The 26,137-nt window shown below is 32.6% G+C and carries 23 protein-coding genes and 1 pseudogene; 23 read left to right on the top strand and 1 reads right to left on the bottom strand.

Features of this window, described 5'->3' with window-relative positions; genetic code table 11:
- The first annotated feature begins 61 nt into the window (after positions 1-61).
- Positions 62-1,258: an efflux RND transporter periplasmic adaptor subunit gene (locus OH814_RS20035; RefSeq protein ID WP_115621517.1), complete on the top strand. Its 1,197-nt coding sequence runs from the start codon at positions 62-64 to the stop codon at positions 1,256-1,258.
- A gap of 88 nt (positions 1,259-1,346) precedes the next feature.
- Here OH814_RS20035 and OH814_RS20030 read toward each other — a convergent pair whose 3' ends face one another.
- Positions 1,347-1,640 carry a hypothetical protein gene (locus tag OH814_RS20030; RefSeq protein ID WP_076562130.1) on the bottom strand — a complete coding sequence of 98 codons (294 nt, stop codon included), beginning with the start codon at positions 1,638-1,640 and terminating at the stop codon, positions 1,347-1,349.
- Between the two features lie 220 nt (positions 1,641-1,860).
- Between OH814_RS20030 and OH814_RS20025 the strand changes: the two genes are divergently transcribed.
- The 22 genes and pseudogenes from OH814_RS20025 to OH814_RS19920 form a co-directional block, all read left to right on the top strand.
- Positions 1,861-2,190, top strand: coding sequence for a metalloregulator ArsR/SmtB family transcription factor (locus OH814_RS20025; protein WP_308829392.1), 330 nt, complete (start codon positions 1,861-1,863; stop codon positions 2,188-2,190).
- 70 nt (positions 2,191-2,260) lie between these two features.
- On the top strand, positions 2,261-2,734 hold the full coding sequence (locus OH814_RS20020; RefSeq protein WP_308829391.1) for a DUF6428 family protein: 474 nt from the start codon (positions 2,261-2,263) through the stop codon (positions 2,732-2,734).
- 76 nt (positions 2,735-2,810) lie between these two features.
- Positions 2,811-3,422 carry a protein-tyrosine-phosphatase gene (locus OH814_RS20015; RefSeq protein WP_308829390.1) on the top strand — a complete coding sequence of 204 codons (612 nt, stop codon included), beginning with the start codon at positions 2,811-2,813 and terminating at the stop codon, positions 3,420-3,422.
- A 4-nt stretch (positions 3,423-3,426) separates the two neighbouring features.
- A complete protein-coding gene (gene arsB / locus OH814_RS20010) occupies positions 3,427-4,455 on the top strand; it encodes an ACR3 family arsenite efflux transporter (RefSeq protein WP_308829389.1) in 1,029 nt (342 codons plus the stop codon).
- Positions 4,456-4,829: 374 nt separating this feature from the next.
- Positions 4,830-6,095: a serine hydroxymethyltransferase gene (glyA, locus tag OH814_RS20005; protein WP_308829388.1), complete on the top strand. Its 1,266-nt coding sequence runs from the start codon at positions 4,830-4,832 to the stop codon at positions 6,093-6,095.
- A 152-nt stretch (positions 6,096-6,247) separates the two neighbouring features.
- Positions 6,248-6,715, top strand: coding sequence for a regulatory protein RecX (locus OH814_RS20000; protein ID WP_123887567.1), 468 nt, complete (start codon positions 6,248-6,250; stop codon positions 6,713-6,715).
- A gap of 74 nt (positions 6,716-6,789) precedes the next feature.
- Positions 6,790-9,816 (top strand): putative Ig domain-containing protein, encoded by a 3,027-nt coding sequence (locus OH814_RS19995; RefSeq protein WP_308829387.1) that lies wholly within the window; start codon positions 6,790-6,792, stop codon positions 9,814-9,816.
- A gap of 9 nt (positions 9,817-9,825) precedes the next feature.
- Positions 9,826-10,062, top strand: coding sequence for a hypothetical protein (locus OH814_RS19990; protein ID WP_308829386.1), 237 nt, complete (start codon positions 9,826-9,828; stop codon positions 10,060-10,062).
- Between the two features lie 291 nt (positions 10,063-10,353).
- On the top strand, positions 10,354-12,345 hold the full coding sequence (locus OH814_RS19985; protein WP_308829385.1) for a nucleoside-diphosphate sugar epimerase/dehydratase: 1,992 nt from the start codon (positions 10,354-10,356) through the stop codon (positions 12,343-12,345).
- Positions 12,346-12,441: 96 nt separating this feature from the next.
- The gene (locus OH814_RS19980) at positions 12,442-13,251 is read left to right on the top strand and encodes a polysaccharide biosynthesis/export family protein (protein WP_076562120.1); all 810 of its coding nucleotides are present in this window, start codon (positions 12,442-12,444) and stop codon (positions 13,249-13,251) included.
- A gap of 34 nt (positions 13,252-13,285) precedes the next feature.
- The gene (locus OH814_RS19975; protein ID WP_308829405.1) at positions 13,286-15,652 is read left to right on the top strand and encodes a polysaccharide biosynthesis tyrosine autokinase; all 2,367 of its coding nucleotides are present in this window, start codon (positions 13,286-13,288) and stop codon (positions 15,650-15,652) included.
- Positions 15,653-15,654: 2 nt separating this feature from the next.
- Complete coding sequence (locus tag OH814_RS19970; protein ID WP_308829384.1) at positions 15,655-16,623, top strand: SDR family oxidoreductase; 969 nt, start codon at positions 15,655-15,657, stop codon at positions 16,621-16,623.
- A 28-nt stretch (positions 16,624-16,651) separates the two neighbouring features.
- Positions 16,652-17,929 (top strand): nucleotide sugar dehydrogenase, encoded by a 1,278-nt coding sequence (locus OH814_RS19965; RefSeq protein WP_308829383.1) that lies wholly within the window; start codon positions 16,652-16,654, stop codon positions 17,927-17,929.
- Positions 17,930-17,934: 5 nt separating this feature from the next.
- Positions 17,935-18,255: pseudogene (locus OH814_RS19960) on the top strand (GDP-mannose 4,6-dehydratase); the annotation flags it as partial.
- Positions 18,256-18,289: 34 nt separating this feature from the next.
- Entirely contained in the window at positions 18,290-19,804 is a 1,515-nt protein-coding gene (locus OH814_RS19955) for an oligosaccharide flippase family protein (protein ID WP_308829382.1), read from the top strand.
- Positions 19,805-19,817: 13 nt separating this feature from the next.
- Positions 19,818-20,909: a glycoside hydrolase family 99-like domain-containing protein gene (locus tag OH814_RS19950; RefSeq protein ID WP_308829381.1), complete on the top strand. Its 1,092-nt coding sequence runs from the start codon at positions 19,818-19,820 to the stop codon at positions 20,907-20,909.
- A gap of 1 nt (position 20,910) precedes the next feature.
- The gene (locus tag OH814_RS19945; RefSeq protein WP_308829380.1) at positions 20,911-22,119 is read left to right on the top strand and encodes a glycosyltransferase; all 1,209 of its coding nucleotides are present in this window, start codon (positions 20,911-20,913) and stop codon (positions 22,117-22,119) included.
- Between the two features lie 8 nt (positions 22,120-22,127).
- The gene (locus tag OH814_RS19940) at positions 22,128-23,246 is read left to right on the top strand and encodes an EpsG family protein (protein WP_308829379.1); all 1,119 of its coding nucleotides are present in this window, start codon (positions 22,128-22,130) and stop codon (positions 23,244-23,246) included.
- A 39-nt stretch (positions 23,247-23,285) separates the two neighbouring features.
- Complete coding sequence (locus tag OH814_RS19935) at positions 23,286-24,320, top strand: polysaccharide biosynthesis protein (protein ID WP_308829378.1); 1,035 nt, start codon at positions 23,286-23,288, stop codon at positions 24,318-24,320.
- A gap of 44 nt (positions 24,321-24,364) precedes the next feature.
- A complete protein-coding gene (locus OH814_RS19930) occupies positions 24,365-24,775 on the top strand; it encodes a WxcM-like domain-containing protein (protein ID WP_308829377.1) in 411 nt (136 codons plus the stop codon).
- A 73-nt stretch (positions 24,776-24,848) separates the two neighbouring features.
- Positions 24,849-25,967 (top strand): NAD-dependent epimerase/dehydratase family protein, encoded by a 1,119-nt coding sequence (locus OH814_RS19925; RefSeq protein ID WP_308829376.1) that lies wholly within the window; start codon positions 24,849-24,851, stop codon positions 25,965-25,967.
- A gap of 29 nt (positions 25,968-25,996) precedes the next feature.
- On the top strand, positions 25,997-26,137 hold a 141-nt coding region (locus OH814_RS19920; protein WP_308827945.1), incomplete at its 3' end, for an NAD-dependent epimerase/dehydratase family protein.

Below are 26,137 nucleotides of genomic sequence, written 5' to 3'. Positions count from 1 at the left end.
GAAAATTTAGATAACAAACAGCAATCAATATTTTAAATAAATTAAAAAAAATAAACTATATATGAAAAAGAAATTTACCTGGAAAAAAGGCATCTACATATTTTTGGGGCTTTTGTTTGCGGTAGCATTATTTTCAGGAATCAGCTATGTGGTAAAATCAAATTCTACCCAAAGTGAGGCTTTTCTTACACGGAAACCTTCTATTCAGAATATGGAAGACAAAGTGATGGCAACAGGAAAAATCGTTCCTAAAGAAGAAATCGAAATTAAGCCGAATATTGCAGGGATTATTGAGAAAATTTTGGTAGATGAAGGAGATAGAGTAGAAGCCGGACAATTGATTGCAACGGTAAGAATTGTTCCGAATATAGCGGAAGTAAATAACGCAACACAAAATGTGCAAAACGCACAGCTTCAGATTAATAATGCAAAAATGAATGTTGCAAATATGCAGACTCAGTTTGCAATGTCTGAAAAATTATTTAAGCAAGGTGTTGTTTCAAAACAGGAATATTTGACAGCTCAGCAACAATTATATACACAGCAACAAGCTTTGAGAAATGCAAACCAACAATTGGTAACTGCACAAAAAACTTTGCAGATTGCAAAAACAGGAGCTATTCCGGAATTGCAGGGTCTGGCAACAACGCAAATTCGTTCTAAAGCCGCAGGAACTGTTCTTGAAGTACCGGTAAAAGTAGGAAGCCAGGTAATTGAAGCTAACTCTTTCAACGCCGGAACAACGATATGTTCGATTGCAGATTTGAATTCATTGATTTTCCAGGGTGAAATTGATGAGGCACAAGCCGGAAAACTAAAGCAGGGAATGGATATGAAAATCGTAATCGGAGCTTTGCAGAATAAGTCTTTTCCAGGAAAGCTGACAATGATCGCACCGAAAGGAAAAGATACTAACGGAACGATAAAATTTCCGGTAGAAGGTGATGTAAACAATCCTAATAACGAATACATAAGAGCCGGTTTCTCAGCCAACGGAGAAATTGTGATGAGTTCTCAGAAAAATGCATTGCTTTTGGATGAATCTTTAATTCAGTATGAAAAGAAGAATGGTAAAGACGTTCCTTTCGTTGAGGTAAAACAGAAAGACGGCAAATTCAAAAAAGTATATGTTAAGCTTGGTGCAAGCGACGGAATCAATGTACAGATTCTTTCAGGAATCAATCAGAATTCTGAAGTGAAAGTTTGGAACCCTTCCGATAAAGATAAAGAAGAGCTGAAAGAGAAAGCTAAGAAATAATTCAAGTTTTTAGTATAAAACAAAAGTCCCAGATTTTCTGGGACTTTTTTGATGTATTATTCTCAAATAAAGTTTATTTGGATGAAATTTAGCCTAAAAAATTAATTTCTTTATCCTTAAATTTATTTTTAACCACCAGTTGATTGGCGGTTTTCAACATTTTTCTGCGAAGCTTAGCCAATTTTCTTACATTTTTATCTTCGCTGTAATCAAAAATATTGTCTTTGAAACTGAAGGTGTCCCCATCTTTAAATTCGATGTTGCTTTTCTTAAGTTCCCCATGCAGCATAAGGTTGGTCATGCTTTTAAGAATCAAATGTTCAGATTCACCAAGAGATTTTAACGACTTAAGTAAGTGTTTTTTGTATTTTTTCTTTCCCATAACTCTAAACGATTTTCGATTTTAAGATTATGCAAATATATCATTTAGTTAAGACTATTTTGTAACGATTCCAGCCAAATTTGATGACTTGAGAATAATCTTGCATATTTTAAAAAGGCAATGTTTAACAAAGCAAATTAAATGTGATTCGGTATTTAAGGATAAATTAAATTTTCGATATTAAACTTATTATCGTAATATTGCAATATTAAAATGAAATATGGGGCTTACAAAGACAGAAATTTTCAGTGAAGAACAAAACAGATTAGCGACGCTTTTCAAAGTTTTGGGTCATCCTGCAAGGATTGCGATTTTGCAACATATTATCAACCAAAAAGCTTGCATCTGCAATGATTTGGTTGAGGAATTGGGTTTGGCGCAGGCTACTATTTCACAACATCTAAAAGAACTGAAAAATATAGGAATCATCAAAGGCTCTATCGAAGGAAAGTCGGTTTGCTATTGTATTGATGACGAAGTCTGGAAAACGATGCAAACTGAATTAGGATTGTTTTTTACTCAGGACATTCAATCAGAATCATGCTGTTAAAGGCATTTTTTTATTTATCATCATCGTTATATAGCAATATTACAATACGTATTTAATTAATATATTTTGTATGAAACTTTCAAAGATTAAAGAAATTTTACCATTATTAGAAAATGTAGAATTTCAGCTGGAAAACGGAAATTTTGTACCCGAACATTTTCACGTAACAGAAGTCGGGCAGATTACCAAAAACTTTATCGACTGTGGCGGAGTGATTCGTACAGAAAGAGTAGTCAATTTCCAGCTATGGAATGCTGATGATTTTGAACACCGTCTAAAGCCGATAAAACTTTTACATATCATAAACCTTTCCGAAGAAAAATTAGGTATTGAAGATTTAGAAATTGAAGTAGAATATCAATCTCAAACGATAGGAAAATATGATTTAGAGTTCAACGGGAGCCACTTTGTTTTAGTAAATAAAACGACAGCTTGTCTGGCTCAGGATGCTTGCGGAATTTCTTCAGAAAAACAAAAGAAAAATTTGTCAGAATTAACTTCAGATTCAGGTAATTCTTGTGAACCCGGAAGTGGATGTTGTTAATTTTTTCCAGCCACGAATGCACGAATATTAGAAGGATTCGTGTATTCGTGGCATAACAATATAATTTAAATTCGAAATGAAAAAAGAAATTAAAGAACGTTGCGAAATCATCAGCAAAAATTTTAAAGAAATTAATCCTGAAAGAAAAGTTCTGTTAGAAAAACTAGCGAGTCATATTCAGGAGAAATTAAATTCAGGCAAAGAAATCAACTTGGTATACGTTTGCACGCATAATTCCCGCCGTAGTCATTTGGGGCAAGTTTGGGCAAAAGTCGCTGCCGATTTTTATGGTTTTAATGTTAACACTTTTTCTGCAGGTACAGAAGCGACATCTTTTAATAAAAATGCTATTAATGCATTGATTTCATCAGGGCTTGAAGTAAAAAAAATGGACGAAACTCTCAATCCTAAATACAAAGTTATTTTTGGAGAGAATAAATCGAATCTTTGTTTTTCAAAAACCATTGACGATGAAACCTTGCCTAAAGAAAATTTTGCGGCAGTAATGACGTGCGGAGATGCAGATGAAAACTGCCCGTTTATTCCCGGGTGTGATTTAAGAATCGGGACGACTTACTTTGACCCAAAATCTTACGACAATTCTATTCTTCAGGACGAAAAATATACCGAAAGAAGCAACCAAATTGCGATGGAATGTCTTTATGTTTTTTCTTTAGTTAAAAATTAATTCCATGCAGCCCAAACTCAAATTTCTCGACCGTTATCTTACTCTTTGGATTTTCCTTGCGATGGCAATCGGAGTAGGTTTAGGTTTTTTATTTCCTAATATTTCATCCATTACCAACTCGCTATCTGTAGGAAGCACCAATATTCCGTTGGCAATCGGTTTAATTTTGATGATGTACCCACCGCTTGCAAAAGTAGATTATTCGCTATTGCCAATAGCATTTAAAGATAAGAAAGTATTATCACTTTCATTGCTGCTCAATTGGATTATTGGTCCAATTCTAATGTTTATTCTAGCCATTATTTTCCTGAAAAATGAACCGGATTATATGATAGGATTAATCTTGATTGGCTTAGCAAGATGCATTGCAATGGTAATCGTCTGGAATGATTTAGCGAAAGGAAACCGGGAATATGCCGCGCTTTTAGTCGCTTTGAACAGTTTGTTTCAAATTTTTTCTTACAGCTTTTTTGTATGGTTATTCATCAATGTTTTGCCACAAAAATTAGGATTGGGTAGTTTTAATGTTTCTGTACCGATGAAAGATGTAACGCAAAGTGTTTTAATTTATCTTGGGATTCCATTTTTGTCAGGATTTTTAACACGTTATTTTTTAGTGAAATTGAAAGGTGTAGAATGGTATAACCGAAAGTTTGTACCAAAGATTTCGCCGATTACATTGTATGCTTTATTATTCACCATTGTTTTGATGTTTAGCTTAAAAGGCGATAAAATTGTAGAGCTTCCGATAGATGTTTTGAAAGTAGCAATTCCTCTTGTTATCTATTTTGTATTGATGTTTTTCGTAAGTTTTTTCATTAATAAATGGATGAATATTTCTTATGATAAAAATGCTTCAATATCGTTTACCGCTACAGGAAATAATTTTGAATTGGCGATTGCGGTTGCCATTTCCGTCTTCGGAACTCATTCTGCACAAGCTTTCGTAGGCGTTATAGGTCCTTTGGTAGAAGTTCCGGTGTTGATTTTATTGGTAAGAGCCAGTTTATGGTTAAAGCGAAAATTCTATTAAAATTAAGTTAAAAAACATTGTACATTTTGAAGATATCTTTTAAGTATTTGGTATTTAAATTATTGTATTTCTCTGTTAAATGAAATGCCCTTGTTTATCATAAAAAAGAAATCTATCTCAATAAACTTTGTCTTTCTTAGCGATTAGAAACTCAACAATAGACCAAGAATTCTAAAGAAAATATTGGTATAAAGATAAACAAGCCGTTTGACTATGTCTAATCTTTGATTTCACTTATTTCCTAAAGACAAAATTTAAAATTCACAGCAGGCTAAAAAAGTAAAGACTTAAGTGTAAAAATCATTATAAGAAATACGTAAATCTATACTAAATTCCGTATTTTTGGGATTCAAAATCTAAAAATCTAAGAATAAATGGACATTATTTTTGACCTTATCGAAAAAGAAAGAGAAAGACAATCCCACGGATTAGAGCTTATTGCTTCAGAAAACTTTGTTTCTGAAAATGTAATGAAAGCAATGGGAAGTGTATTGACGAATAAATATGCAGAAGGATATCCGGGAAAAAGATATTACGGAGGTTGTGAAGTAGTAGATGAGGTTGAAACTTTAGCAATCGAAAGAGCAAAACAGCTTTTTGGGGTTGATTATGTAAATGTTCAGCCACATTCTGGTTCTCAGGCCAATGCTGCAATTTATTTGGCAGTTTTGAAACCAGGTGATAAAATCATGGGAATGGATCTTTCTATGGGAGGTCACCTTACTCACGGTTCTGCAGTGAACTTTTCAGGAATTCAGTATGACGTGGTTTCTTACGGAGTACAGCAGGAAACTGGTTTGATCGATTACGACCAAATGAGAGAAGTAGCGTTGAGAGAAAGACCAAAAATGCTAATTGCTGGTTTCTCGGCGTATTCAAGAGATTTAGATTATGCAAAATTCAGAGAGGTTGCAGACGAAATCGGTGCGACACTTTGGGCAGATATTGCACATCCTGCAGGTTTGGTTGCAAAAGGATTATTAAATTCTCCATTCGAACACTGTCATGTTGTTACCACGACGACTCACAAGACCTTAAGAGGTCCAAGAGGAGGGATGATCATGATGGGTAAAGATTTTGAAAATACGTACGGACACAAAACGCCAAAAGGAGAAATCAAGCAAATGAGCCAGGTTCTTGATGGAGCTGTTTTCCCAGGAATTCAGGGTGGACCATTGGAGCACGTGATTGCCGGTAAAGCAATTGCTTTTGGTGAAGCTATAGACGATAAGTTCTTAACTTATGCAAAACAGGTTAAATCTAATGCTCAGGCTTTATCGAAAGCGATGGTAGATTTAGGTTTTGATATTGTAAGTGGCGGAACAGACAATCACCTGATGTTGGTTGACCTTAGAAACAAGGGCGTAAACGGAAAAGAAACTGAAAAAGCTTTGGTAAAAGCGGATATTACTTGTAATAAAAACATGGTTCCGTTTGATGATAAATCTCCGTTCACTACTTCTGGTATCAGATTAGGAACTGCGGCGATCACAACTAGAGGTCTTAAAGAAGATGATATGAATACCATTGCAGAATTAATTTCTGAAGTAGTAGACAACATCAAAAATGAAGAAGTAATCGCTGACACTAGAAAGAAAGTAAACCAATTAATGGAAGGTAAAGCTTTATTCAATTATTAAGAGTTGCTTTGAGCTGATTGCAATTTGCTTTTGGCTTTTCAATATAAAAATAAAAAGAGGTGCAAATATTTTGCGCCTCTTTTTTGCAAATTGTAATTTTGAACTATCAACTATCAACTATCAACTATCAACTATCAACTATCAACCAAACTATGCAGCCCGATAAAAAGCTTTTTACATTTGAAGAAACCAAGCAGAAACTGGTCAACTATTGTGTGTATCAGGATCGTTGTCATGCTGAGGTTGAGCAAAAAATGCGGGAATTTGTTTTAATTCCCGAAGCAAAAGAGGAGATTCTTTTATACTTGATGAAAGAAAACTACTTGAATGAAGAAAGATTTACCAGAAGTTATATTCGAGGAAAATTTTATATAAAAAGCTGGGGGAAAACAAAAATTAAAATGCATTTAAAGCAAAAAGGGATTAATGATAGACTAATCTCTACCTGTTTTGATGAAATTGATGAAGAAGATTACCAAAAGACACTTCATAGAATTTATGATAATTATAGTTCAAAGTTAAGCGGTTTGCAGAATTATCAAAAAAAATCAAAAACTATTAAATATCTCTTAAGCAGAGGCTTTGAATATGAAAATATTTTACAGATAATTGAAAATTAATGTAATCGTAATTTTAAGTTTTTATTGAGTTTTTCTTAAAGACATAGTTTTGTCTGACGAAAAAAAAATAATTTATGGATTTAAAATTACAATGTAAATCAAAAGCGATATATGCGTTTTTGATGGCTCTTTTCTCGGTGTGGGGATGGGGGCAAACAACAGTTACTTATAACTTTGGAGCCACGGGTGCTGTTACTGGTCTAAATGCTACAACACCTGTGTCTATTGATGCAAATATAGGTTTTGCATCTTTTAAAAATAGTGGTACTGTAGATCCTGTCATAAGTGGTGGCCAGCTCAGATTATATCAAAATACCACAAAAGGTGGTTCTATAAAAATTTATCCTACAAATGGAGCGGTCATTAGTAAAGTTGTTGTTTATGCTTCAGGCTCAGGAGGAACTGGTCCAGCAAGATATTCGGTAAATACCGTTGGTTCCACTTCATTATCTATTAATTTGGGAGCTTATACAATTAACTCAATAAATGGCACAACCGAAGTAGAGTTTTGGAATGTAGGGAGTAGTTCATCTACGAGAACCTATGTAGATAAGTTTGAAGTGACTTATACAATAACACCTACTTCATCACCTTTAGTTACGGGTGCTTCTCTTACAGGAACGGTGGGGACTGTTTTTTCACACCAAATTAGTGCAACGCAGAATCCTAATTCATATTCTTTGGTAGCAGGTTCTTTACCTGGAGGATTAACGCTAAATCCAACAACAGGAGAAATTACAGGAACACCAACTGGGGCTGGTGTTTTTAATACAACGATAAAGGCATCAAATTCTGCAGGTGATTCTCCGAATACCAATTTTGACTTTACAATTGCGAAAGGTAACCAAGTATTAACGGCTTTTACAGATCAAACAAAATATCTTAGCAGTCCGTCATTTACTCTACCTTTAAATTCAGAGAATGCAAATTTACCTGTATCATATACTAGTTCAAATCCTTCTGCTGCAAGTGTTTCAGGAAATACAGTTACAATTGTAGGAATGGGATCAACTACTATTACGGCTACACAGTCAGGGAATGCAGACTGGAACTTACTAAATCAACAAATAATTGTCACTGTTTCTGCCGATCCAGTTACTTACGCTGGTATAGGAAGATTCGAGAAAATTACTTCAACAAGTGACCTCACAGATGGTTATTATGTTATTACAAATGAGAATGGTGATTTCTTGATGACTAGCAATAGAGTTGGCGCTGATACAACAGGATACTTTAATAAAGATAATTCAAATCAATCTAATAATATTATAGTAAACCCAACAATAGCAAATGTATGGAAGATAGAATCGAACGGGAATGCTAAAACAATTTTTAACGAAAATGTTTCGAGATATGTAGGTCGAGGAAATACTTCTGGGGGCACTTCTTCTTGGGAAGCTTCTTCATCTTCGACCACTCTTTGGGTATTTAGTTATCTCAATTCTAAATGGGAAGTGGAGAATAATGGTAAATATTTGGCTTCAGGAAATTCTGATAATAGATTTACAGCTTATGTAAATACAAATCAGCAAGAATTGCAACTTTTCAAAAGAATAGAAACCACAATTTGGAATGGAACTTCTTGGTCAAACGGAGCTCCAGATGCTAAAGATGTAATTATTACAGGTTCTTATTCTACTGCGTCACAGCCATCTTTCACAGCTAAAAATATCACTATTAAAAACGGTGGAGTTTTAGAACTTACTTCTGGTAATACAATTTCAGCTGTAGATGTAACGGTAGAAGATGGCGGTAACCTAATTCAGAAAGACGGTTCTGTTTTATCTTATACAGGAGCTTTCAAAGCATTGAAAAACGGAACAAGCGAAGTTAATAAATATGCATTTTGGTCTTCACCTGTTGTTAATCAGAATTTAACTAATATGTATACAGCTGGAACACCAGCGTTTATTACAGAATATGATACGGCTACAGATTCTTATGTAAATGCAGCTTCTACAACTTCTGTATTTGCGAAAGCTTACTCGATTAAAACTCCGGTTGCCAATGCTGCTTTAGTTTTTGAAGGAACTCCAAATACCGGAACGCAGACTTATACATTAGCGACTTCTGGAAACGGTTTTAACTTAATTGGTAACCCGTATCCTTCAAGCTTAAGTTTAGGTGCTTTTTATACTGCCAACGCAGCAAGAATTTCAAGTACTTTTTATTTCTGGGATAACAAAAGCACGAATGTAACGCTTCAAAACGGTGCTACCACTACAAATTATGGATATGCTACATTCAATGCTGCTAACGGTGCAAATCCTACCTGGGTGCCTGCTCCAAATGGTAATGGAGGAACTGCCGTTGTTCCGACAGGTGCGGTTGCAAATATTGGTCAGGGATTTATTGTTAAAACTTTAAATACATCTGTTGATACTTCTTTGACATTTAATAATGAAATGAGAGGTGCTACAAATGGTACTTTCTTCAATAAAAATAATTCTGCAACCGAAGGTAAATTCTGGTTAAGACTAAATTCTGAATACAATACCAACAATACTTTTGCAGTAGATTATACAGACGGGGCTTCAGACTCATTCGATAATTATGACTCTAAAGCGATAGGAATGGGTTCTGACGGGTTCTATACCTTAGCAGATTCACAAAAATTAATTATTCAAGGGAAAGCAAGTTTTGACATCAATGATGTAGTTCCTGTAGGACTTAAGCATTTCCAAAATGGAAACTTTACGATTGCTTTAGTACAGAAAGAAGGATTGTTTAATAACGGACAGGCAATTTATCTGCATGATAAAATAACAGGTGCCTACACAGACCTTCAGAATAGTGCCTATACATTTAATGCAAACGCAGGAGAAACTGCTGATAGATTCGAGATTGTTTATAAGCTTAATGTTTTGGCAACTGCAGAAATTAAAAAAGATACTTTTGAAGTTTTCAGAGACGGTCAGGATTTCGTTGTAAGAAACGATAAAAATGTTGAAAAAGTAGAAATCTTTGATGCAGCTGGAAGAAAAATCCAGACAATTAATGAGAATTCTAAAGTAATTCGTGTACAGCTTTCTTCTAAAGGTGTTTATATCTTGAAGGCATTATCACAAGGTAAAGAGTACACAAAAAAAATAATTAAATAAGAAAGAATTATGAAAAAGATTATAATAATGTTTGTAATGGTATTATCAGGATTTGTTTTTGCACAGGAATCTTCAGATAATCCATTTATATATGATAATGGTACAACCGAGTTGCAAGAAGAAGATGTTTTGCCTGCAAATCCGGGTGATCCGGGATTAGCACCTATCGATGATTATATTCCGGTACTTTTAATAATTGCATTGGGTTTAACAATAGCGTGTGCAAATAAGAAGAAGACAGCTTAAGAATAGTCATTTTATTATTAATTTAATCTTCCGGAATTACTTCCGGAAGATTTTCTTATTTATAACAATAAATTAAATTAAGTCTCATTTATTTTAAATTTCAAACTTAAAATAGTTTTAAGATAAGAAACTGTGTTAAATATTTATCTATTTCATTTTGAATGTGGTAGATTATTCTTTTAAATTTTAAGTATATGGGTATTAAGTAAATGAAAATATATTTTTAAACTGATTTTTTTATAAAAATAATATCATTATATTTGCGGAATAATCAAAATATCAAAATGTTGGATGAAAAAGCTGGATGATGCTTTTAGTGCGTTGTATAAAGGGGATAATATTGTAAAACTCACAGAGCTAAGATATATACCGCGATGGATTGTCATTCTTATTGATATTTCAATTATACTTCTATCCATATTTTTGGCATATATACTTCTAGATAGACTGCGCGTACAGGTCAATTTCCCCAATCATCGTTTAGAAAAAAGAATAATACTTATTGCGGTTAATTTATTGTTTATGTTTGTTTTTAGAACATACGCTGGTATAATAAGACATTCTACTTTTTTTGATTTATTTAAGATTGTTTTATCTTCAGGCAGCACTTTAGTAACATTAATATTTTTAAATTTTTTTATAGAGCTCCTGTTTGGTAAACCACTTTATTTATATCCTACTTTATTTCTTTACTTTTTCATTTCGATTTCGCTGATGTTCTTCTTCAGAATGGTTACCAAGCAATTTTTTAATATTTTAATTGATATTAAAGGGGCTTCGTCAAAAACCAGAGTGGCAGTTGTGGGGGTAAGTGATGCATCTGTTTCTTTAGCAAGAGCAATACTTCATAATCCTAATTATCCTTATAGGTTAGAGGGTTTCGTAACGAAAAGATCAGATTCTAACAAAGCAGTTCTGCTGGGGCATAAAATTTATAATAGTGACTATTTTTTTAAGAATAAAAATATAACCGGCAAATTTGATGCAGTTTTGATTATCAAAGAGATTATGTCAAAACAAGAGCTCGAAGAATGGATGACGTTGGCTTTAGACCACGGACTGAAAGTTTTGAAAGCTCCTACATTAAGTAAAATGCGTGATTCTGATTTGGTCGGTGGAATTCGTCAGCTGCAAATAGAAGACCTATTAAATCGGAGACCTATAAAAATAGAAAACGAAGAGGTTACAAGAAGGCATGCTGGGAAAAGCGTGCTGGTAACAGGTGGAGCAGGTTCTATCGGTAGCGAAATTGTACGTCAGGTAGCTCAGTTTAGTCCTTCGCTGATTGTTGTGCTTGATCAGGCAGAATCTCCTTTATACGAATTGGAACTTGAATTGCTCGAAAAATTCCCTGATCAGAAATTCAAATTTGTCTTAGCGGATATTTCCAATTCTTACAGGCTTGAAAAAATATTTGAACTCTATCATTTCTCAATGGTTTATCATGCAGCGGCTTATAAACATGTGCCTTTAATAGAAGAAAATCCGCATGAAGCCATTTTTGTAAACGTATTAGGGACAAAGAATGTCGCACTGCTCTCAAAAAAATATAAAGTAAACCGTTTTGTAATGGTTTCTACAGATAAAGCCGTAAACCCTACCAATGTAATGGGTGCCTCAAAGAGAACGGCTGAGCTTTTTGTGCAGTCTTTACAGAATACGGAAGGCAATACAACAAAATTCATTACTACGCGTTTTGGAAATGTATTAGGCTCAAATGGGTCAGTGATTCCGCATTTTAGAAAACAAATTGAGAAGGGTGGTCCCGTTACCATCACGCATCCCGATATTATACGTTATTTTATGACGATACCTGAAGCGTGCGAGCTGGTACTTCAGGCAGGGACTATGGGAGATGGTGGTGAAATTTATGTTTTTGATATGGGCGAGCCTGTGAAAATATTAGATCTTGCAAGAAGAATGATAAAGTTATCAGGATATATTCCCGATGAAGAGATCAAAATTAAATTTATTGGCTTAAGACCCGGCGAGAAACTTTATGAGGAACTATTGAGTAATAATGCAACTACAGTTCCTACACATCATGAGAAAATTATGATTTCCAAAGACCCTTATTTGGGATTTGAAGAGATTGATTTATTATGCAAACAAATTATAAAATCCGCAGTTAAAAGAGATAAGATACAGGTAGTCACCCTTTTGAAAGCAATTGTTCCGGAATTTATAAGTAATAATTCAGAGTTTGAGCTTTTAGACATAAAAGACAATGACATTATTGTTATGAGTGACCAAAGCCCAAGCATTCAGTTGAGTAATAATTGAATCATATTTGTTAATAATCGTTAAAACGAATTAAACAATAGTTTAAAAAATCTATTTAAAAAATAATAAACCTATTTTTGTGAAAAATTTTCAGAAATGATTTTAAAAAAATATTTTATTTACAGTGTAGTTGGCTTAGCGATAGCCTCATGTACACCAAGACAGGAAATTAACTATATGCAAGATATTGAAAGTGTCGCATTAGATAATTCGATTAAAAACAGTAGGAGTACATTACAGCCTGGTGATAAATTAATTATTACTGTGACAGCTAAAGATATGGACGTGGTAAAGCCATTTAACCAAACTTATTCTTCAAGTGCAACAATAACACAGTATTCTAATCCAAGTTCAAATAATCTTCCTCAGCAGCTTCCGGTTTCAGGACCTACATATATTGTAGATACAGATGGGAATATTACATTTCCGCAAATTGGTACTGTAAGTACAAAAAATGAAGATGTAGAAACGATGAAGGCTAAATTAACTAATCTCATCTCACAATATGTTAAAAATCCAGATGTAGATTTAAAATTAATAAATTTTAAAGTTGCTGTTTTAGGAGAGGTTACAAGACCAGGAACTTATGTTATTCCCGACGGAAGTACAACACTTTTGGGAGCTTTGGGTCTAGCTGGAGATCTTACTGTATATGGTGTCAGAACAAATGTATTGGTCGTAAGAAATGTCGATGGAAAGATCACAAAAGAAAGGATAGATTTGACGAGTGCGCAGTTTATAAATTCACCATACTATTACCTTAAGCAAAATGATATGATCTATGTGCAGCCTAATGCGAATAGAGAGAAGGCAGCACGAATTGATCCAAATACAGGATTGTACATTTCGGTTGCATCAGTTATTGCTTCTTTAGTGATTGGGGTTTTGGCTCTTACAAAAAATTAATTTAAGAGAATTCTTTATAGTGGATTATAATCAAATGCAAAATGAGATTCAGGAAGAGTCTTTAAATATCAGGGAAATTGTTAAACCTTACATTCATCGGTGGTATTGGTTTATCATAGGTGCTATTGTAGCCGTTATTGTCGCATGGTTCTTTTTAAGATACAGCATTCCCGTGTATAGCACAGAATCAACCTTATTAATTAAAGAGGTTAAAAAATCAGCGGCAGGTCAGCCTGATATGTCTGTGATTTCAGAATTAAGTGGTATTGGAGGGATGGGTACCAACTCAGTAGACAATGAAATTGAGATTCTGAAGTCTAAAAAACTGATGCTCTCAGTAGTAAGAGAATTAGCACTAGAAACTAATATTTATTCTAAAGGAAATATAAAAGATAGCGAATTATATAAAGAAACTTCTCCTTTTTTAGTAAGGATCATCAGCGAAAAGAAAAAAGCTAAATATCCGAAAACAGAAGTTATCGCTAAAGTAAAAGGCAATAAGATCATCATTGAATCTGAGAGTTTCAAGAAAGATATTCAAACTGAATTCAATAAATCGGTTACAATGCCTTTTGGTGTGGTAATGTTCCAGAAAAATCCCAAATTTAAATCAACTACTTCAGAAAAATCAACTGCACAGTTCAGACTGCAATTTATGTCAGGAATGGACAGAGCAATATATTATCTTGCGAAGCTCAATGTAAATTTGGTACAAAAGGAGGCTACAGTTCTTAAAATTTCAATCACTGATCCTATTTCTGACAAATCTGTGGATATTTTAAATAAGCTTGCTGTAAATTATAACCGTGAAGCAATTCTAGATAAGAACTCTGAAGCACAAAAAACAGCTAGTTTTATTGATGAGCGTATTAATCTTATCAGTAAAGAATTAGGTACCGTAGAATCTCAGAAAGAAGATTTTAAGCTTCGGAACAATATCGCAGATATTCAGACTGAAGCACAGCTTTCTCTGGAAACAGCCATGAGCAGCCGCCAGAAGCAGCTTGAGAACGAGTCTCAGCTAGAGTTGGTACAAAGTCTGCTTAGTTCTGTTAACAAACAGGGTACTTATCAGGTTTTACCTCTAAATGTTGGACTTGCAGATCAGAATATCACATCTAATATTGCAATGTATAATCAGTTGGTCATTGATAGAAACAGATTACTTGAGAGTTCCACTACAGTCAATCCGGTTGTTCAGAATATTACCAGTCAGATAAACAGTATGCGTAGCTCAGTAATTCAGAGCTTACAAAAAAGTCAATCTGCACTTCAGATTTCAATAGGAACAATTGCCGGTGAACAAAACAAATTGTCTGGTAGAATCTCTAAAATTCCAGTTCAGGAAAAGATGTTCCGTAGTATTGAAAGACAGCAAAATATTAAAGAACAGCTTTATCTATTATTACTTCAAAAAAGAGAGGAAGCTGCTATATCATTGGCAATTGCTGCTCCAAAAGCTAGAATTGTAGACGATGCTTTAACGAACCCTGTTCCGGTTTCTCCGAAAAAAATGATTATTTATCTCGGAGCATTGATTATAGGGTTGCTAATTCCTTTTGCTATTATTTATCTTTTAGAATTATTTAACAATAAAATTAAAACTAAACAAGATCTTGAAAAACTGCTTGATGGAGGAACTGTAGTTGGAGAGCTTCCGTCTTTACAGAAAGGCGATCCTGAAATTGTTCAACTTAATGATTTATCTCCTTTAGCAGAAGCGTTCAGAATTTTAATTACCAATATTAATTTTATGTTGCCAAAAAACAAAAAAGGTAATGTGATTTTTGTTACCTCTACAGTTAAAGGGGAGGGAAAAACATTTACTTCGGTTAATTTAGCGCTTACATTAGCATCACCTCGGAAAAAGGTAGTTATTATTGGGTCAGATATTCGAAATCCACAGTTACAGAGATATAATGAAAGCAGAAGAGGATTGATTGGTCTTTCAGAATTTATGTATGATGACCAGATGGATGTTTCAGAAATTATTCATCCCACTTCGTTCAACCCTTATTGTGATGTGATTTATTCAGGAGCTATTACACCAAACCCGACAGAGCTTTTATCTAACGGAAGGTATGAGGAATTGGTAGAATCATTAAAACCAATGTATGATTACATATTATTGGATACGGCTCCATTAATGTTGGTAACAGATTCATTTTTAATTGCTGATGTGGCAGATATTACAGTATATGTTACCCGTTCTGGTTATACAGAAAAAGAATTAGTTGGATTTATCAACAAGCAAATAAAAGATAAGAAAATTAAAAATGTGGGAATGGTGCTCAATGATGTGAGTAAAATGAATAGCGGATATGGCTATGGGTATAAATATGGGTATGGCTACAGTGCTGATTCTGATAAATCATGGTGGAAGAAAATGTTTAAATCATAATAATGAATAAAATTTTAATTACTGGAGGAGCAGGTTTTATAGGGTCTAATCTTACAGAATATTTTTTAAATAAAGGCTATCAAGTAACTTGTTTAGATAACTTCGCAACCGGGCACCGTCATAACATAGAATCTTTTCTTGCTAATGAAGAATATAAACTGATTGAGGGTGATATAAGAGATTTAGAAACATGTCATGAGGCTGTTGCTGGAGCAGATTACGTTTTACATCAAGCAGCATTAGGATCGGTTCCCCGTTCAATTAATGATCCGATTACTTCTAATGAAGTCAATGTTTCTGGTTTCTTAAATATGTTAGTTGCCGCTCGTGATGCGAATGTTAAACGTTTTGTTTATGCAGCTTCTTCTTCTACCTATGGTGATTCCGAATCTTTACCAAAAGTTGAAGAAGTGATTGGAAAACCACTATCTCCTTATGCAATTACAAAGTATGTAAATGAACTTTATGCAGATATTTTTAGTAAAACCTATGGTTTATCTTGTATAGGGCTGCGCTACTTTAATGTATTCGGCCGTCGCCAAGATCCAAATGGAGCATATGCAGCTGTTATTCCATTATTTGTAAAACAATTCATGAACCATGAATCGCCAAAAATTAACGGAACAGGAGATTACTCTCGCGATTTCACCTATATTGATAATGTTATCCAGATGAATGAACGTGCAATGTTGGCAAATGATTCTAAAGCAATTAATACAGTTTATAATACAGCTGTTGGTGATCGTACGACATTGAATGATTTAGTTAGATATTTGAAAGAATACCTAAGCGAATTTGATAGAGAGATTTCTAATGTTAATGTAATATATGGGCCAAACCGTATCGGAGATATACCACACTCATTAGCGTCTATTGAAAAAGCCAAAACATTATTAGGATATGAGCCAACTCATACTATAGATAAAGGGCTGAAAGAAGCAGTACAATGGTACTGGGAAAACTTAAAATAATAAAGAAAACTGAATATAATTTCTCCTTATGAATTACAAAATAGCAATTATTGGTTTAGGATATGTAGGTCTACCATTGGCGAGGTTATTTGCTACTAAATACAACACTGTTGGTTTCGATATCAATGAAACACGAATTCATGAATTGAGATCGGGTACTGATAATACTTTAGAGGTTGAAAATGAGGTGCTTCAGGCAGTTTTAGTTGATAATCCTAACGAAGAGAAAGGATTATATGTAACCAATCAGTTAGACGAGATTAAAAATTGTAATTATTTCATAATTACGGTTCCTACACCAGTTGATAAAAATAACCGCCCCGATTTAACTCCTTTATTTAAAGCGAGCGAAACGGTGGGGAAAGTACTCAAAAAAGGAGACATTATTATCTATGAATCTACTGTTTACCCTGGTGCTACCGAAGAAGACTGTATCCCGGTAGTGGAGAAAAATTCTGGTTTGAAATTTAATGTAGATTTCTTTGCAGGATATTCACCAGAAAGAATTAACCCAGGTGATAAAGAACATACCGTAGAAAAAATATTGAAAGTAACATCTGGCTCTACTCCTGAAATAGGAAAAAAAGTAGACGATCTTTATAGATCTGTAATTACTGCAGGGACACATTTAGCACCCACTATTAAAGTAGCAGAAGCTGCAAAAGTAATTGAAAATTCACAACGTGATATCAATATTGCATTTGTCAACGAATTAGCTAAAATCTTCAATTTATTAGAGATTGATACACATGCTGTTTTAGAGGCGGCAGGTACAAAATGGAATTTTTTGCCTTTCAAACCAGGTTTAGTAGGAGGTCACTGTATTGGGGTAGATCCTTATTATTTGGCGCAAAAAGCTCAGGAACATGGTTATCATCCTGAGATTATCTTAGCAGGAAGAAGATTGAATGATTCTATGGGTGAATATGTGGCATCGCAAGTCGTGAAAACAATGATTAAAAAAGGAATTAATATCAATGGCGCAGAGATTTTAATGTTAGGTGTAACTTTCAAAGAAAACTGTCCAGACGTACGTAATACGAAGATTGTAGATGTTATTGCAGCATTAGAAGATTATGGTGTCCAAGTAACGACTTATGATCCATGGGCAAATCCTGGTGAAGTAAAACATGAGTATGGTATTGATAGTTTGATTCAATTACCAGATACAAAATTCCATGCAATAATTTTAGGAGTAGCACATAACGAATTCTTGAATATTGATTTTGATGCATTGAAAAAGGACTATGCTATTGTTTATGATGTAAAAGGAATAATTTCAGATAAGTCAGACAATAGATTGTAATTATAATGAATAACACTATTTTAATTACTGAAGGAGCAGGTTTTATAGGATTGCACGTTGTTCGTGAATTTATTCTAAAATATCATAATTATAACACCATTAATTTAGATGCCGTCACTTATGCAGGTAATCTTGAGAATTTAGTAGATATTGAAAATTCTTTGAATTATACCTTTGTAAAAGTTGATATTATAGATGCTGCTTATGTTTTACAGATTTTTTAACAACATCAACTTGATGGTGTTATTCACTTAGCTGCAGAATCGCATGTTAATTGTTCCACAAACGATTCAGAATTTGTGATGACGAATGTTATGGAGACTATCTGTTAAATGTTTTAAATTAAATATTTTATTACGAATGAAATCTAATATTTTGAATATTCTGACAAATTATGGAAATAAGTTATTTGGAATTGTTTCTATATATCTTTTTGTTCCACTATATATTAAATTATTAGGTGTCGAAGCATATGGTATTATTAGTTTTTATACAGTTGTATTAAGTATAATTAGTTTGGCTGACTTGGGATTATCTTCAGCGGTAATTAAAGAGTTTTCAACTTCTTCTTCAGAAGATTATAAGTATACAGTTTTCAAATTAATTGAAAAGAAATATCTTATTATATGTGGAACTTTGTTATTATTTCTATTACTATTTTCAAATATAATTGCAAAATATTGGTTACATTCAGATAAATTTTCTGTTGAGGATTTAACAAAATTTGTTATATTAATATCAGTAGGAGTAATTTTTCAATTAAGTTCTTCACTTTATTACGGTGCTATTTTTGGTTTGGGATTTCAAGTCAAAGCAAATATTTATCAATTTTTTTGGACTTTAATTCGTTTAGGTTTTATTGTAATTATCCTTAAATATTTTTCAAATAATTTATATATATATTTCTTGTGGCAAATAATTTGTAATATTTTTTACGTTTTATTTTTGCGTTTCAATGTACTTTTATATTTTAAGACTAAAATTGACGTTTTAGTCGTTATTTTTCTAAAACTCCCAAAGCATATTTTACTTTACATTGGTGGCATGAGTTTAATCTCAATCATTTCATCTGTAAATTCGCAAATGGACAAAATTTTAGTTAGTTCATTTTTCTCATTAAAGATTTTTGGGTATTACAATTTAGCATCGTCATTAGCCCAGTCGCCTAGACTATTAGGGATGCCCTTAGCTACCGCTTTATTTCCTGTTTTTTCTAAAATGGCTGCAGATAGAGATAAGAAGCGTTTGGAAAATGTATTTAAATTATCAAATTATTTTTTGAACGTGATGATTTTTGTGATTTCATTAATTTTATACATTTATATTTCTGAAATATTTAAATTGTGGTTGGGTAATAGAATCGAAGTTGGGTTCAAAGATGATATGGAGTTTTTAGCAAGAATGTTAATAATAGGTACGGTATTTTTATCAATGCAGTTATTATTTTACTATACTTTATTAGCTTTTGGTAAAACAAAATACACTATTTATCAAGGGATCTGTCAGATTATTCTAGGTATTCCACTTTTATACTTTTGCATATATAAATTTGGCTTTAGTGGTGCAGGTTATTCTTGGGTTATAATAAATGTAGGTGCTTATTTTTATCTTTTTTTTCCATTAAAAAAATTGATAGATATAGGAATAATAAGTTTTTTTATAAATTATACATTTGTGCCTTTTCTTATATGTTTAATGATGTTTTTGTGTAGCTACACTATATATACTAAGTACCCAAATTTTAGTTTCATATTTTATATAATATTATCATCATTTTTTTCTGTGTTTTTCTGTGTGTTATATCTTTTTAAATTGAAAAATATCCCCTTAAAAATGTCTAATTTTAAAATTATCATATCCAATATTAAAAATTAAATTATTAAGAAAGATGAGTAGTAATAGAGTTATTGCATTTTATTTGCCACAATATCACCCTACAGCAAGTAATGATATTTGGTGGGGAAAGGGATTTACGGAATGGACTAATGTTGGGAAAGCTAAACCCTTATTTCCAGGTCATGAACAACCTCGAGTGCCTGCTGATTTAGGATATTATGATTTAAGACTACCGCAAGTGCGTGAGCAGCAAGCAGAAATGGCGAGAAATGCAGGAGTTGAAGGGTTTTGTTATTATCATTATTGGTTTGGTAATGGAAAGCAAGAGTTAGAGTTACCATTTGAAGAGGTTTTGGATTCTGGTAAGCCTGATTTTCCATTTTGTTTGTGTTGGGCAAATGAATCTTGGCATGCCAAATTTTGGAAAAATAACAAAGTCACCTCAAAAAAAGTTTTAGCGGAACAAATTTATCCAGGTTTGGATGATTATAAAAATCATTTTTTTAAATTGCTCAAGGCATTTAAAGACAATAGATACATCAATGTCGATGGAAAGCCTTTATTTATGATATATAGACCATTAAAATTTCCTGATGTGAAAATTTTCATGGAATTATGGCAAAATTTAGCTCGAGAGAATGGATTAAAGGGAATTTTTTTCTGTGCACAGGCGGGCAATATTGAAGATCTTCATAAACTTTTAGATATGGGTTTTGACAATGTTAATTTAATGAGATTATCTGACAGGTTGGTCAAAAAGAATAAAATTTGGAAATATATTAATCCGCTTATTATTAAATTTTTCCCTATTCCAATAATAATTAAGTATAAGAAAGCTATAGACTTTTTAATTGGAAAAGAGGAGCTTTCTGAAAAAGTATCTCCTTCAATAGTTCCTAATTGGGATCATTCTCCTAGAAGCGGAAGACAAGGATATGTATTAACCGGTCATAATCCAAGCTTATTTCGTAAACATGTCAAATCGGTATTAACTACTACCATTAATAAAAGTGAAGACAAACGTCTTATTTTTTTAAAATCATGGAACGAATGGGGGGAAGGAAATTATATGGAGCCAGATACTAAGTATGGAAACCAATTTTTAGAAGTTTTGAAAGAAGAATTAATGCAGAATGTTAAATAGTATGAAAAAAAGGATGTTAATTATACATCATGGTAGAGGATTAGGAGGTGGACTGATTGCTCTTTTGGGTTTGATTGATGAACTTAAAAAAAATTATAATGTAGCTGTATTTTGTATTTTTAATAGCGAGGCCATAGAATACATAGAACAAAGAGGAGTTAATGTTATCCGTCCTAAGTCATTTATATTTTATAAATATTTCTACAAAATATTTTCACATACTTCTGCAAATTATTTTAATTTCATAAAATATATTTTGAAATTATATAAATTTTTAACTTACCATGTAAACAAATATATTTTTTCAAAGATAGAATACAATTTTCTTATTAAAGATTATGATTTGGTGTATTTAAACTCTACTTTTATTTCAGATTGGGCATATTATCCTTCAAAAAAAGGTAAAAAAGTAATTATTCATATTAGAGAACCTTTAAAAGATGACAGAAAATTTATCTTTTATAATTTAATCCGGTCAAATATTAAGAAGAACTGTGATTGGGTTGTAGCAATTACAAAAGATAATGCAGGAAGGCTAAATCTTTTGAATAAAACAACAGTAATCTATGATCCTATAATAAAAATAAGGAATAAAAAAGAAACTATTTTAGAAGAAAATTATGAAACAGATAGTGAACATAGATATTTTACTTATTTAGGAGGAAGTTCACGCATAAAAGGTTTTGAACAATTAGTTCATTCATTAAAATATCTAAATAATGATGTTAAAATTTTCTTTTTGGGAAGCTATACAGATAAATTATCGTCTTTAAATCAATTAATTAAAGGAATATTTGACCCCTATATTTTTAAAAGTATTAGATTATACAGAATTCTTAAAAAAAGTCCTAATGCTATTATAATAGGTAAAACTCAAGATGTGTTTTATTATTACAAAAAAAGTGTGGCAACTATATCTTGTTTTTCAAAGCCACATGCTTCCTTGCCAATATTGGAAAGTTTTTCCGAAAGAGTTCCAGTTATTGTTTCTGATATTACAGGAATGGACGAGTTTGTAAAGAAAAATGAAAATGGTTTTTTTTTTCAAAATGGGAACTCTTTAGATTTAGCAAATACAATTAACCACGTAGCGAATTTGAAGGAAAATGATTTTGCGGTTTTAAGAAATAATACTGAAAAAATGTGTGGTTTAATAGCTAACTTCGAAATGTTAAGTAGAGTTATTGATAAAATTCTAATGAAAAAATAGAAATCTGGATGATAAGGCTATTAATAATTTTTTTAATTATTTTCTTGGGAGTAATATACAGTTCTGATATAATACAAAAGCCTTATGAAAAAAGAAGAAAACATTATATTATTGTTATTGTTATAATGCTGATTCTTCAATCAGGTTTGCGTAATTGGTATGTAGGAGCGGACACTTACCAGTATTATACCATTTTTGAAGATGTTAAGAGTTCGTCTTTTAATGATATCATTTCAAGAATAATGAACAATGAAGGGAAAGACCAAGGTTATTATCTGTTTCAGAAAATTTTCCAAATTTTCATCACTGATTATCAACTTTACCTACTTTTTGTTGCTTTGATTTTTATGTCTGCATTAGGACATTTTGTCTATAATAACACAATCCACATTAGGCATGTGATTGTTGCATTTGTACTTTATATGGCAATGTTTTACAGCTTCTTTTCAATTACAGGAATTAGACAAACACTTGCTACTGGTTTGTTATTATTTGGGTTTCAATTTATAAAAAAAAGGAAATTAATTCACTTTTCTTTTTTTGTAATATTAGCTTCATTTATGCATATTTCTTCGTTGGTTTTTTTTTCATTGTATTTTATAGCTAATATTAAGAGATACAGGACAATATATATAAGCGTTTTTATTCTGTTTCCGATAGTATTTTTATTTAAAAATGAAATTGCTACATTTTTAGTTTCTTCTTCCGAGAGTACTCAAAAAAGATTTGAAAGCTATCTAGAAGATAAAAGTACTAATGGTTCTATAGCTCTTACAGCTGCTCATATTCTAATAGCATATTGGGGAATGCTCTCCATAAAAAAAACAGTTTCTATGTTTCCCTCTACTGGAATAATGTTTAGTACGTTTGCTATTGCTTTTTTATTATTTCCTTTACAATGGGTTAATACTAATGCAGGTAGAGTAGCACAGTATTTTGATATAATACTTATTGTTTGGATTCCATTTTTGATTGATACTGCCACCATGTGGAAATCTAAACAAAGAGAGGTATTATATCTTTTAATAATTGGCATTTTTATTTTTCTAACATTATTTTCTATAAGAAAAGAAGCGGAATATAAATTTTTCTGGCAGTATATGGAAATTCCTTATAACTATAGGTAATGTCTCATTTTTTAACACACTAAAAATATAAATTTTTACATGAAAATTCAAAATAAAACCCTTTTAATAACAGGAGGAACAGGTTCATTCGGAACAGCAGTGCTCAACCGTTTTTTACAAACCGACCACTTCAAAGAAATCCGTATTTTTTCTCGTGATGAGAAAAAACAGGATGATATGAGAAATTTATACAAAAACGATAAAATCAAATACTATATTGGGGATGTAAGAGATTTTTCAAGTGTAGAACCTGCTACCAGAGGTGTTGACTATATTTTTCATGCAGCAGCGTTAAAGCAAGTTCCATCTTGCGAATTTTTCCCAATGCAGGCAGTGAAAACCAATGTTGAAGGAACGCAGAATGTAATTCGTGCGGCAGCAGCCAATAAAGTACAAAAAGTAATTTGTTTATCAACAGATAAAGCAGCATATCCAATCAATGCAATGGGAATCTCCAAAGCGATGATGGAGAAAGTGGCCGTTGCAGAAGCCAGAAATCTTACAGATACGGTAGTTTGTTTGACCCGTTATGGTAATGTAATGGCTTCAAGAGGTTCTGTAATACCATTGTTTTTAAATCAAATCCAAAAAGGAGAACCAATTACGATAACTGACCCTAATATGTCAAGATTTTTCATGTCATTGGATGATGCGGTAGATTTGGTTTTATTTGCTTTTGAAAATGCCAATCCTGGAGATTTATTCGTAAACAAAGCTCCTGCCGGAAGCATTGGAGATTTAGCACAAGCTTTAATTGAATTGACTGGTAAAGAAGTTCCTATAAAAGTAATCGGAACACGTCACGGAGAAAAATTATACGAAACTTTGTGTACTCGTGAAGAAATGGCCAAAGCAGAAGATATGGGCGATTTTTACCGTGTTCCTGCAGATAATAGAGACTTGAATTATGCTCAATATTTTTCTGAAGGTGAGGAAGAAGTTGCGCAAATTGAAGATTATCATTCACATAATACTGAGCAGCAAGGTGTAGAAGGGTTGAAAAAACTGATTTCTACTTTACCTCTGATCCGAAAAGAAGTTTTTGGGGAAGATGTAATGCAATATCCTTATTAGAAAGTAAAGGTAAAAGAGCCAAGTTAAAAGTTAAAAGGAAATCGATGCTGTTAGAAGGTAAAAAACATCAGGACGAGAGAGGAATCATTACGTACAACAATGATTTCAATGCCTCACAGATCAAAAGAATCTATACGATTGAAAATCATTCGACAGATTTTATTCGTGGTTGGCAGGGGCATAAGGTTGAACATAGATGGTTTGCTTGTATGAAAGGAAGTTTTAGTATTTCTGTGATTGCTGTAGATGATTTTAAAAATCCTTCAAAAAATTTAACAGTAGAGAAATATCTTTTAACAGATGATGTCTTAACTTACCTTCATATTCCGTCAGGCTATATTACTGCGATTCAGGCGAGAGAAAATAACAGTAAACTTCTGGTCTTAGCTGATTTTGATTTAGGAGAAATCAATGATGAGTTTAGATACAGTTTAGAATACTTTGACAATATCTAAATTATAAAATTATATTGTAGCAGATGGTTGTAATAACCAGAGCTAGAAGCCAAAAGCTAAAAGCAATTTAAATATGAAAAAAATCGGAATTACCGGTCAAAATGGTTTTGTTGGAAAACATTTGTACAATACTTTAGGGCTGTTTCCTGAAGAATTTCAAAGGATAGATTTTCAAAAAGAATATTTTGAAAACGAAAATGAACTAGATCAATTTGTTGCAAATTGTGATGTTATTATCCATTTGGCTGCAATGAACCGTCACGAAAATGAACAATTTATCTATGAAACTAATGTAGGTTTAGCTCAAAAATTGGTTGATTCCCTGAAAAGAGCCAATTCAAAAGCTCATGTTATGATTTCTTCTTCAACACAAGAAGAAAGAGATAATCTGTATGGAAAATCAAAAAAAGAAGGAAGACAAGCTTTAGCCAATTGGGCAGAAGAGAATGGAGGTAAAATTACAGGATTAATTATTCCTAATGTTTTCGGTGCTTTCGGAAAACCATTCTATAACTCTTTTGTTGCTACGTTCTGTCATCAGCTGACGCATGGTGAAACACCGACAATTGCCAACGATGGTGAGGTGAAATTAATTTACGTTCAGGAATTGGTAGATACGATTGTTAACGAAATAAGAGAAGGCAACAGCAAACCGGAATTCGTTATAGATGCTACCGCAACAAAAAAAGTTTCAGAAGTTCTAGCATTATTAAATGATTATAAAACAAAATATTTTGATGGCGGAGAAATTCCTGTGATCAATAATACATTTGAACATAATTTATTCAATACATTTCGATCATACATCGATTACAAAACCCATTATCCGGTAAAATTCACCCAACACACAGATCCTCGCGGAGCTTTTGTGGAAGTAATTCGATTAGGGATCGGGGGACAATGTTCATTTTCAACCACTGTACCCGGAATTACCAGAGGAAACCATTATCACACCAGAAAGATCGAGCGTTTTGCTGTAATTAAAGGAAAAGCTTTAATTCAATTACGAAAAATCGATACTGACGAAGTATTAGATTTTTATCTTGATGGAAACGAACCTGCTTATGTAGATATGCCAATCTGGTATACCCATAATATTAAAAATATCGGAGACGAAGAACTGTACACTATTTTCTGGATTAACGAAGCATTCAATCCAGAAAATGCAGATACGTATTTTCTTGAAATATAATCCTAAGATATAAATTCTAAATTTATAGAATGAAAAACATCATCATCACTGGCGGAGCAGGATTTATTGGCTCACACGTCGTAAGAGAATTTGTAAAAAATAATCCGGATTCTACGATCATCAATTTGGATGCTTTAACGTATGCCGGAAATCTTGAGAACTTAAAAGAT

Source organism: Chryseobacterium sp. CFS15, assembly GCF_031118795.1.
In the GTDB taxonomy this organism is placed as follows: domain Bacteria; phylum Bacteroidota; class Bacteroidia; order Flavobacteriales; family Weeksellaceae; genus Chryseobacterium; species Chryseobacterium indoltheticum.
The sequence above is the reverse complement of the archived record's forward strand: the minus strand, read 5'-3'. Positions and strand labels throughout refer to the sequence as shown.

What these genes read in the sequence shown, in the direction of transcription:
- OH814_RS19965 (WP_308829383.1), top strand. Translation starts at nt 16,652, where the DNA reads ATGAATTACAAAATAGCAATTATTGGTTTAGGATATGTAGGTCTACCA.
- glyA (WP_308829388.1), top strand. Translation starts at nt 4,830, where the DNA reads ATGGACATTATTTTTGACCTTATCGAAAAAGAAAGAGAAAGACAATCC.
- OH814_RS19930 (WP_308829377.1), top strand. Translation starts at nt 24,365, where the DNA reads ATGCTGTTAGAAGGTAAAAAACATCAGGACGAGAGAGGAATCATTACG.
- OH814_RS20025 (WP_308829392.1), top strand. Translation starts at nt 1,861, where the DNA reads ATGGGGCTTACAAAGACAGAAATTTTCAGTGAAGAACAAAACAGATTA.
- OH814_RS19985 (WP_308829385.1), top strand. Translation starts at nt 10,354, where the DNA reads ATGAAAAAGCTGGATGATGCTTTTAGTGCGTTGTATAAAGGGGATAAT.
- OH814_RS19955 (WP_308829382.1), top strand. Translation starts at nt 18,290, where the DNA reads ATGAAATCTAATATTTTGAATATTCTGACAAATTATGGAAATAAGTTA.
- OH814_RS19995 (WP_308829387.1), top strand. Translation starts at nt 6,790, where the DNA reads ATGGATTTAAAATTACAATGTAAATCAAAAGCGATATATGCGTTTTTG.
- OH814_RS20030 (WP_076562130.1), bottom strand. Translation starts at nt 1,640, where the DNA reads ATGGGAAAGAAAAAATACAAAAAACACTTACTTAAGTCGTTAAAATCT.
- OH814_RS19970 (WP_308829384.1), top strand. Translation starts at nt 15,655, where the DNA reads ATGAATAAAATTTTAATTACTGGAGGAGCAGGTTTTATAGGGTCTAAT.
- OH814_RS19975 (WP_308829405.1), top strand. Translation starts at nt 13,286, where the DNA reads ATGCAAAATGAGATTCAGGAAGAGTCTTTAAATATCAGGGAAATTGTT.
- OH814_RS19940 (WP_308829379.1), top strand. Translation starts at nt 22,128, where the DNA reads ATGATAAGGCTATTAATAATTTTTTTAATTATTTTCTTGGGAGTAATA.
- arsB (WP_308829389.1), top strand. Translation starts at nt 3,427, where the DNA reads ATGCAGCCCAAACTCAAATTTCTCGACCGTTATCTTACTCTTTGGATT.
- OH814_RS19935 (WP_308829378.1), top strand. Translation starts at nt 23,286, where the DNA reads ATGAAAATTCAAAATAAAACCCTTTTAATAACAGGAGGAACAGGTTCA.
- OH814_RS20015 (WP_308829390.1), top strand. Translation starts at nt 2,811, where the DNA reads ATGAAAAAAGAAATTAAAGAACGTTGCGAAATCATCAGCAAAAATTTT.
- OH814_RS19990 (WP_308829386.1), top strand. Translation starts at nt 9,826, where the DNA reads ATGAAAAAGATTATAATAATGTTTGTAATGGTATTATCAGGATTTGTT.
- OH814_RS20020 (WP_308829391.1), top strand. Translation starts at nt 2,261, where the DNA reads ATGAAACTTTCAAAGATTAAAGAAATTTTACCATTATTAGAAAATGTA.
- OH814_RS19980 (WP_076562120.1), top strand. Translation starts at nt 12,442, where the DNA reads ATGATTTTAAAAAAATATTTTATTTACAGTGTAGTTGGCTTAGCGATA.
- OH814_RS20035 (WP_115621517.1), top strand. Translation starts at nt 62, where the DNA reads ATGAAAAAGAAATTTACCTGGAAAAAAGGCATCTACATATTTTTGGGG.
- OH814_RS19945 (WP_308829380.1), top strand. Translation starts at nt 20,911, where the DNA reads ATGAAAAAAAGGATGTTAATTATACATCATGGTAGAGGATTAGGAGGT.
- OH814_RS19950 (WP_308829381.1), top strand. Translation starts at nt 19,818, where the DNA reads ATGAGTAGTAATAGAGTTATTGCATTTTATTTGCCACAATATCACCCT.
- OH814_RS19925 (WP_308829376.1), top strand. Translation starts at nt 24,849, where the DNA reads ATGAAAAAAATCGGAATTACCGGTCAAAATGGTTTTGTTGGAAAACAT.
- OH814_RS20000 (WP_123887567.1), top strand. Translation starts at nt 6,248, where the DNA reads ATGCAGCCCGATAAAAAGCTTTTTACATTTGAAGAAACCAAGCAGAAA.